Here is an 8121-nt window from a genome sequence, read left to right on the forward strand (position 1 = left end):
GAACCTTCTTACCGCCAGTACCGGCTTGCTGGAGCCTGTACTGCTTGCCAGCCATGAGCTGCCAAGAGGAATTTGGTGGAGCTAAGCGGGATCGAACCGCTGACCTCCTGCATGCCATGCAGGCGCTCTCCCAGCTGAGCTATAGCCCCACAATGTCGCTTTGAACAGAATCGCCGACTGGGTGCCTGGCGCTTCATTTCGTTCATCGCTGTGGACGGGGCGCATATTAAGTTCGGATCGTAGACCTGTCAAACGAATTTTTGAAAATATCCAAAAGTTTTTTCACAGATAACAATCACTTACCGCAATGGACTGGACGCGGGTGCAGCTTTTACGTGGGAACGAGGTGTTTAGGGGCGTCGCTGGGCGACGCATCGCGAGCTACGCTCGCTCCTACGGGCCAGGGTACGGCAGCAGTGGAGCGAGCGATGCTTGCGACCATTGGCGCTGTCAGGCGATTGTAGCCAACAGTTTTTCCCACTCCTTGTTTTCTTTCTTCGAAACGCCACCCAGCAAGTCCAACGCTTGGCGCAAGCGATAACGCGTCAGGTCCGGGCCTAGGATTTCCATGGCATCGAGTACCGACACTGAACTGGCCTGCCCGGTGATGGCGGCGAACATCAGCGGCATCGCGTCACGCAGTTTCAGTTCCAGGGCCTCGACCACGGCCTGGATGCAGCCCGTAATGCGCTCCTTCTCCCACTGACGCAGGCTTTCGAGCTTCCACAGGATCAACTGCATCACCTGGCGCACCTGGTCGGCCGACAGCTTTTTACTCTCGAACAGCTTGGCGTCGAGCTTCAGCGCACCTTCGAAGAAGAACCCGCCCAGTGGCACTACCTGGCTGAAGGTTTCTACGCGCCCCTGCACGTGCGGGGCAATCTTCATCATGTAGTCGCTGTTGAATGCCCACTGCTGCAAACGGGCAGCGAAGGCCTCGACCGGCAATTCACGCAACCACTGGCCGTTGAGCCAGGACAGCTTTTCGATGTCGAAGATCGGGCCACCCAGCGACACGCGCGACAGGTCGAAGTGTTCAACCATCTCGGCCAGGGAGAACTTCTCGCGCTCGTCCGGCATGGACCAGCCCATACGGCCCAGGTAGTTGAGCATGGCCTCTGGCATGAAGCCCATACGCTCGTAGAACGTGACCGAAGTCGGGTTCTTGCGTTTGGAGAGCTTGGATTTGTCAGGGTTGCGCAACAACGGCATGTAACAGAGCTTGGGCTGTTCCCAACCAAAGTATTCGTACAACTTGATCAATTTGGGTGCGGATGGCAGCCACTCTTCACCCCGCAACACATGGGTAATACCCATCAGGTGGTCATCCACCACGTTGGCGAGGAAATACGTGGGCAGGCCATCGTTTTTCATCAGCACCTGCATGTCCATGCGGTCCCACGGGATCTCGACGTCGCCGCGCAGCATGTCGGGCACCACGCACACGCCTTCGCTCGGCACCTTCATGCGGATCACGTGCGGCTCGCCTGCCGCCAGGCGCCGCTGCACCTCCTCGGCGCTTAGGGCCAGGGCGCGCCCATCGTAGCGCGGGGTTTCACCACGGGCCTGCTGCTCTGCACGCATCTGTTCCAGCTCTTCGGCGGTACAGAAGCAGTAGAACGCATGGCCTGCGTCGACCAATTGCTTGGCATAGCGGGCGTAGATCTCGCCCCGCTCGCTCTGGCGATACGGGCCGTGCGGGCCGCCGACGTCCGGGCCTTCGTTCCACTCGATGCCGAGCCAGCGCAGGGCGTCGAAGATCTGCTGTTCCGACTCGCGCGTTGAGCGCAGCTGGTCAGTGTCCTCGATGCGCAGGATGAACTCGCCGCCATGCTGCTTGGCGAAGCAGTAGTTGAACAGGGCGATGTAGGCGGTGCCGACATGGGGGTCGCCGGTCGGCGATGGCGCGATACGCGTGCGTACGGTGGTCATGGAGGGTCTCGAACGAAAGATGAAACAAAGGCCGAATGTTAGCAGGTGGCAGCCATCGGGCTCCAGCGATGGCGCGCACGCGGCTTGCCCCAGGCAAGTGCAAATGCCAAGCGCGGCGGCAGGCCATCAGCGATAGGCGGACAGGCGCGGCGCCGTTTGCCAGGGTCAGCTGACGATCAGCCGCTCCCGCAACTGGGTGATTTCATCACGAAGTTGCGCTGCAGCCTCAAATTCCAGATCGCGGGCAAGCTGCATCATTTTCTCCTCAAGCTGCTTGATACGCTTGGTGATCTCCCCCGGCGTGCGCAGTTCGGCTTCGTAACGGGCGCTCTCCTCCGCCGCCTTCGCCATCCCCTTGCGCTTCTTGCTGCGCGCGCCCGGCACCGTGGCGCCTTCGAGGATGTCGGTGATGTCCTTGACGACCCCTTTCGGCACGATGCCGTGGGCCTCGTTGAACGCGATCTGCTTCTCACGACGGCGCTCGGTTTCGTCAATGGCACGCTGCATGGAACCTGTGATGGTGTCGGCATACAGAATTGCCCGACCATTGAGGTTTCGTGCGGCGCGGCCAATGGTCTGGATCAGTGAGCGCTCCGACCGCAGGAAGCCTTCCTTGTCGGCATCGAGGATGGCTACCAGCGACACCTCGGGCATGTCCAGGCCCTCACGCAGCAAGTTGATGCCCACCAGCACATCAAAGGTACCCAGGCGCAGGTCGCGGATGATCTCGACCCGCTCGACCGTGTCGATGTCCGAGTGCAGGTAACGTACCCGTACATCATGATCGGCCAGGTAGTCAGTGAGGTCCTCGGCCATGCGCTTGGTGAGTGTGGTTGCAAGTACGCGCTCACCCAGGGCCACACGTTTATGTATCTCGGACAGCAGGTCGTCGACCTGCGTGAGGGCGGGCCGTATCTCTACCTGAGGGTCGACTAGGCCCGTAGGGCGAACCACCTGCTCCACCACCCGACCTGCATGTTCGGCCTCATAAGGCCCGGGCGTGGCAGAGACGAAAATGGTCTGCGGGCTCACGCTTTCCCATTCGTCAAAGCGCATCGGGCGGTTATCCAGCGCCGATGGCAGGCGGAAGCCATATTCCACCAAGGTTTCCTTGCGCGAGCGGTCGCCTTTGTACATGGCCCCTACCTGCGGAACACTGACGTGCGACTCGTCGATGACCAGCAGGGCATCCGCCGGCAGGTAGTCGTAGAGTGTGGGGGGTGGCGCCCCGGCCGGCCGCCCCGACAGGTAGCGCGAGTAGTTCTCGATGCCATTGCAATACCCCAGTTCCAGGATCATCTCCAGGTCAAAGCGGGTGCGCTGCTCCAGGCGTTGCTCCTCGACCAGCTTGTTGCCTTTGTGCAGAAACTCGAGGCGCTCACCCAGTTCCTCCTTGATGCCCTCCACCGCCTGCAGCAGCGTTTCCCGCGGGGTGACATAGTGGCTTTTGGGGTAGAACGTGAAGCGCGGCAACTTGCGCAGTACCTCACCGGTCAGCGGGTCGAACGCCGCGATGTTCTCAACCTCGTCATCGAACAGCTCGATGCGAATGGCTTCAAGGTCAGATTCAGCAGGGAAAATGTCGACAACGTCGCCACGCACACGGAAAGTGGCACGGGCAAAATCCATTTCGTTGCGGGTGTATTGCAGGTCAGCCAGGCGACGCAGCAGCGCGCGCTGGTCGAGCTTGTCGCCGCGGTCGATGTGCAGCACCATCTTCAGGTACGTTTCAGGGCTGCCAAGGCCGTAGATGCACGACACGGTGGTGACGATGATGGCGTCGCGCCGCTCGAGCAGCGCCTTGGTCGCGGAAAGGCGCATTTGCTCGATATGGTCGTTGATCGACGCGTCTTTCTCGATGAACGTATCCGACGAAGGTACATACGCTTCGGGCTGGTAGTAGTCGTAGTAGGAGACGAAGTACTCGACGGCGTTATTGGGGAAGAATGCCTTGAATTCGCCATACAACTGGGCGGCCAGGGTTTTGTTGGGCGCCAGCACCAGCGTAGGGCGCTGCACCTGCTGAATGACGTTGGCAATGCTGAACGTTTTGCCTGACCCGGTCACCCCCAGCAACGTCTGGTGCGACAGGCCCGCTTCGATGCCTTCGACCAACTGCCGTATGGCCTCGGGCTGGTTGCCGGCCGGCTGGAAACGGGTGACGAGCTGAAACTCGGACATGTCAAACCTCGCGGTGCTGCACTGTAAATTTAGCCAGTAGTCTATACCCAAATGGGCCTGCCGGGGGATGCTTTGAAGGTGGAACGGTGACCCCGTGTAACGGTGGACCCGGCAATCGGATCAAGAGTCGAATTTTTTTTGCGCAAACAGGCGCAAAAGGTGCGCCAGAGTGTCGCGGCGACCGCGCGGGATCACTATACTGACTCCCCGTTTGTGCACCGCTTCAGTGCATTCGGCTGGAGCGTGTACGCCCTATCACCTCCTATCCGAGCCAAGGTAACAATGAGCCTGTTTTCCGCTGTCGAGCTGGCACCCCGCGACCCCATCCTGGGCCTCAATGAAGCGTTCAATGCCGACCCACGTACCGACAAGGTCAACCTGGGCGTAGGCGTGTATTGCAATGAGGAAGGCCGCATTCCGCTGCTGCGTGCCGTGATCGAAGCCGAGACCCAACGTGCCGCCCAGCACGCCTCTCGCGGCTACCTGCCCATCGATGGTATCGCCACTTACGACCAGGCCGTGCAGAAGCTGCTGTTCGGCGCCGACTCCCCACTGCTGGCCGCCGGCCGCGTGGTCACCGTGCAAGCGGTGGGCGGCACTGGCGCGCTGAAAATCGGCGCCGACTTCCTCAAGCGGGTTGCCCCGGGGGCAGTGGTAGCCATCAGTGACCCTAGCTGGGAAAACCACCGCGCGCTGTTCGAGTCGGCGGGCTTCCCTGTGCAAACCTATCGCTACTACGACGCACCTACCAACGGTGTAAACCGCGCCGGCATGCTCGAAGACTTGGCCAACCTGCCAGCGGGCTCTGTCGTGGTGTTGCATGCCTGCTGCCACAACCCGACCGGTGTGGACCTGACCCTGGACGACTGGAAGCATGTTCTGGAAGTGGTCAAGGCCAAGGGGCACGTACCGTTCCTGGACATGGCCTACCAGGGCTTTGGCGACGGCATCGCCGAAGATGCGTTTGCGGTGCGCCTGTTCGCCGAGTCTGGCCTGGAATTCTTCGTGTCCAGCTCGTTCTCCAAGTCGTTCTCGCTGTACGGTGAGCGCGTCGGCGCACTGTCCATCGTCACGGCGTCCAAGGACGAAAGTACGCGCGTGCTTTCCCAGGTCAAGCGGGTGATTCGCACCACCTACTCCAACCCGCCAACCCACGGTGCCACCATCGTTGCCACCGTACTGAACAATGCTGAACTGCGCCAGATGTGGGAAACCGAACTGGCTGAAATGCGTCAACGCATCCATGGTATGCGCAAGCAGATGGTCGAATTGCTGGCGCAGTACGGCGCCAAGCGTGACTTCAGCTTCGTTGGCCGTCAGGTGGGCATGTTCTCTTACTCCGGCCTGACCGTTGAGCAGGTGACTCGCCTGAAGAACGACTTCGGCATCTATGCGCTGGACACAGGCCGCATCGCGGTAGCCGCGCTCAACCAGAGCAACATCCACGTGGTTACGAAGGCTATTGTAGAAGTGCTGTAACCGTTTGATTTTACAGGGGGTTGCTTGACTTCCCCCTGGCAATGAGTAAGATACGCGCAGATTCCGCGATAGCTCAGTCGGTAGAGCAAATGACTGTTAATCATTGGGTCCCTGGTTCGAGTCCAGGTCGCGGAGCCAGATTAAAAAGCCCCCGTTGCGCAAGCAGCGGGGGCTTTTGCGTTATTGGGTCAACACCGTGTCAATCGGCCTGGCCGATGGGGTAGAACACGCCCCCGCTCCACACGCCCAACCATTGTTCACCTGACAGCACCTGCGGTACGGCGAGCTCGACCAACTGGTAGAACACATTGCGATGGACCAGCGCCTCGAGGTTATCGCGCATCAGCACATAAGGTGAAGGCGCCTGGGTAACGGGGTCGGTAACCACGCGCAAAGGGTTGGCCGGCCCCACGTCCACCTGATCTTCCACATTGCTGGTAAAACGCAGCACCTGTTGCTCGCCCTCACCCAGCACCTCCAGCGCCACCACCACAAAAGGTGCGTCATCCACCTGGATGCCCACCTTCTCTACCGGTGTGACGAGAAAATAGTCATCACCCTCGCGACGGATAATGCCGGAAAACAACTTCACCATCGGTTTGCGGCCGATAGGTGTGCCCATGTAGTACCAGGTGCCATCGCGGGCAATGCGCATATCGATATCGCCGCAGAAATCTGGGTTCCACAGGTGCACCGGTGGCAGGCCCTTGCTACTGGGAATCTGCGTCAGGAGATCGCTGGCTTTGCCTGACTCACTCATCACATTGCCTCATCGGCTCATGCCCAGAAGGCTACGAGCGTACTCGCGCATTGGCGCGCCAAGCAAATCCTGCGGCGTCTGATCGTGGAACGTCAACAAACCGCCACGGCTCTTGATGCGCACCGTGTCGATCAAATAGCGCGTGTTGGTTTCCAGCAGCATCATCTGCACCACACCGCTGTCCCAGCCAAGGCGGTCGACGGCCTGCTCGTCGTACCACTCATCCCCATTGCCAATGCGGTCGTCCGTGCGGGCGAACCGGGTGTACAGCACATAGTCGGCGCCCACCGAGCGCGCCTGCACAATGGCCTCTTCCAGGCCAAGGGGGCGGTCGGCGCGACGCACCAGCGGGAAGTATTCGACGAAGCTCTTGAATGCTTCATCCGCCACGGCATTCTGGCGAGGAACGGGGCCTTTGCCGGGCGGCACAAATGCCCCCTGGCCAATGAAAATGAAGGAGTCGGGCTGCAGGCGGATGGACAAGGTACGGCGGGTGTCGCTGTGATCCAACAGGCCGGCGTCGCTCATGTGGTAGCGCACGCCCTCCCCCATATCGCTGACATTCATGCACCCGCCCAACGCCATAAGCGTTAACAGCAAAACCAGGCTACGCATCATTCCTCCAGTGGCCGGTGACGAAAAACCGGCGAATGGCTGGCGGATGCAGCTTTTGCGCCAGCTTTGCTCCACGTCATATCCGGCCACCGATGTCCGTAACCGCAGGTGCAATCAGCTGGCGGGCTCTGGGTCGCGTTTGCGCTTGTTGCCCATACGCACGCCGATATCCATCAGGAACTGGAAGAAGCCTTCCTGATCTTCCAGCACATTGCTCCAGAACGGCGAGTGGTACAGGGCCACAGCGCCATGCACCAGTGCCCATGCCGCGCAGTAATGGAAGTACGGCGGCACGTCTTCAAGCTTGCCTTCGCTGATGCGGCCTTTGATCAGTTGTGTGAGGCGGTCGAAGTTGGACGCCCGGATACTGTGCAGTTGCTCGACCATCTCTGGCACCTGGTTGCCCTTGACCACCTTTTCTTCCAGGCGATCGAACAGTCGGTAGCGTTGGGGGTCGCGCATGCGAAACTCGAAGTAGGCACGCGACAGGGCTTCTTTGTCACGGTCTACATCAGCGGAATGCAGCAGCTCATTGAGGTCGCGCTCGTAGTCGAGCATCAGGCGCAGGTAGATCTCCGCCTTGGACTTGAAGTGCTTGTAGATCGTACCTTTGCCGATGCCTACGGCGTCGGCGATCATCTCGACGGTGACGCTGTCTTCACCCTGCTCGAGAAACAGCTTGAGGGCGGTGTCGAGGATTTCCTGTTCGCGACGGCGAAACTCACGGACCTTACGAGGTTCTTTCTGCATGGGAAGGACTGGCTGACAATCGAAGCGGATTATTATGCCCAACTTGCATGAAATTGCACGGATCATCCGTGGTTTTTCTGTGTTTCCGGGTGCCTGCGGCCATGCCGAGCGGGAGCACTTGGGGGCTGACGTATTCCAAATCTGTTTAAAAAACGATCAACTTCGACTGGCGCTGCGTCAAACCTGGCCAATACTAGAGGTGTCGGCCCGGCGCATCCCCCCAAGTGGCGTGCCGATAAAGGTGCTCAGGGACCGCGTACCTTTGTTTTACTCCTAATGGTCTTAACCCGGATTCCTCCCCCAGAACCCGGGTTTTTTTTTGCCGGCGGCCCAAGCCCGCCCGAGCCGCTCGCTTCAGCGAGACCTAGCTCTGGATCTTGATCTGGCTGTTGATCTGGCTGTTT

6 protein-coding genes and 2 tRNA genes are annotated in these 8121 nt (G+C 60.0%); 2 read left to right on the forward strand and 6 right to left on the reverse strand.

The window, feature by feature from the left end:
• Positions 1 to 73 precede the first annotated feature (73 nt).
• The 3 genes from APH25_RS24465 to uvrB form a co-directional block, all read right to left on the reverse strand.
• Positions 74 to 149, reverse strand: a tRNA-Ala gene (locus tag APH25_RS24465).
• 301 nt (positions 150 to 450) lie between these two features.
• Entirely contained in the window at positions 451 to 1932 is a 1482-nt protein-coding gene (gene gltX, locus APH25_RS24470) for a glutamate--tRNA ligase (protein ID WP_060483647.1), read from the reverse strand.
• A gap of 165 nt (positions 1933 to 2097) precedes the next feature.
• Positions 2098 to 4113, reverse strand: a complete 2016-nt coding sequence (gene uvrB / locus APH25_RS24475; protein ID WP_060483648.1) for an excinuclease ABC subunit UvrB — start codon at positions 4111 to 4113, stop codon at positions 2098 to 2100.
• Between the two features lie 282 nt (positions 4114 to 4395).
• On the opposite strand from uvrB, the gene APH25_RS24480 reads away from it, so the two are divergent.
• Both APH25_RS24480 and APH25_RS24485 read left to right on the forward strand, forming a co-directional pair.
• Positions 4396 to 5592 carry an amino acid aminotransferase gene (locus APH25_RS24480; protein WP_060483649.1) on the forward strand — a complete coding sequence of 399 codons (1197 nt, stop codon included), beginning with the start codon at positions 4396 to 4398 and terminating at the stop codon, positions 5590 to 5592.
• A gap of 62 nt (positions 5593 to 5654) precedes the next feature.
• Positions 5655 to 5730: transfer RNA gene (locus tag APH25_RS24485), tRNA-Asn, on the forward strand.
• A gap of 61 nt (positions 5731 to 5791) precedes the next feature.
• Here APH25_RS24485 and APH25_RS24490 read toward each other — a convergent pair.
• The 3 genes from APH25_RS24490 to APH25_RS24500 form a co-directional block, all read right to left on the reverse strand.
• On the reverse strand, positions 5792 to 6352 hold the full coding sequence (locus APH25_RS24490; RefSeq protein ID WP_028632354.1) for a DUF1285 domain-containing protein: 561 nt from the start codon (positions 6350 to 6352) through the stop codon (positions 5792 to 5794).
• A gap of 9 nt (positions 6353 to 6361) precedes the next feature.
• On the reverse strand, positions 6362 to 6967 hold the full coding sequence (locus tag APH25_RS24495) for a DUF4823 domain-containing protein (RefSeq protein ID WP_060483650.1): 606 nt from the start codon (positions 6965 to 6967) through the stop codon (positions 6362 to 6364).
• Between the two features lie 114 nt (positions 6968 to 7081).
• Positions 7082 to 7717: a TetR/AcrR family transcriptional regulator gene (locus tag APH25_RS24500; protein WP_028632352.1), complete on the reverse strand. Its 636-nt coding sequence runs from the start codon at positions 7715 to 7717 to the stop codon at positions 7082 to 7084.
• Between the last annotated feature and the right edge of the window lie 404 nt (positions 7718 to 8121).

The organism is Pseudomonas sp. NBRC 111119 (assembly GCF_001320125.1).
Classification (GTDB): domain Bacteria; phylum Pseudomonadota; class Gammaproteobacteria; order Pseudomonadales; family Pseudomonadaceae; genus Aquipseudomonas; species Aquipseudomonas parafulva.

Coding starts and splice junctions, on each gene's coding strand:
- gltX (WP_060483647.1), bottom strand. CDS start 1,932: ATGACCACCGTACGCACGCGTATCGCGCCATCGCCGACCGGCGACCCC.
- uvrB (WP_060483648.1), bottom strand. CDS start 4,113: ATGTCCGAGTTTCAGCTCGTCACCCGTTTCCAGCCGGCCGGCAACCAG.
- APH25_RS24480 (WP_060483649.1), top strand. CDS start 4,396: ATGAGCCTGTTTTCCGCTGTCGAGCTGGCACCCCGCGACCCCATCCTG.
- APH25_RS24490 (WP_028632354.1), bottom strand. CDS start 6,352: ATGAGTGAGTCAGGCAAAGCCAGCGATCTCCTGACGCAGATTCCCAGT.
- APH25_RS24495 (WP_060483650.1), bottom strand. CDS start 6,967: ATGCGTAGCCTGGTTTTGCTGTTAACGCTTATGGCGTTGGGCGGGTGC.
- APH25_RS24500 (WP_028632352.1), bottom strand. CDS start 7,717: ATGCAGAAAGAACCTCGTAAGGTCCGTGAGTTTCGCCGTCGCGAACAG.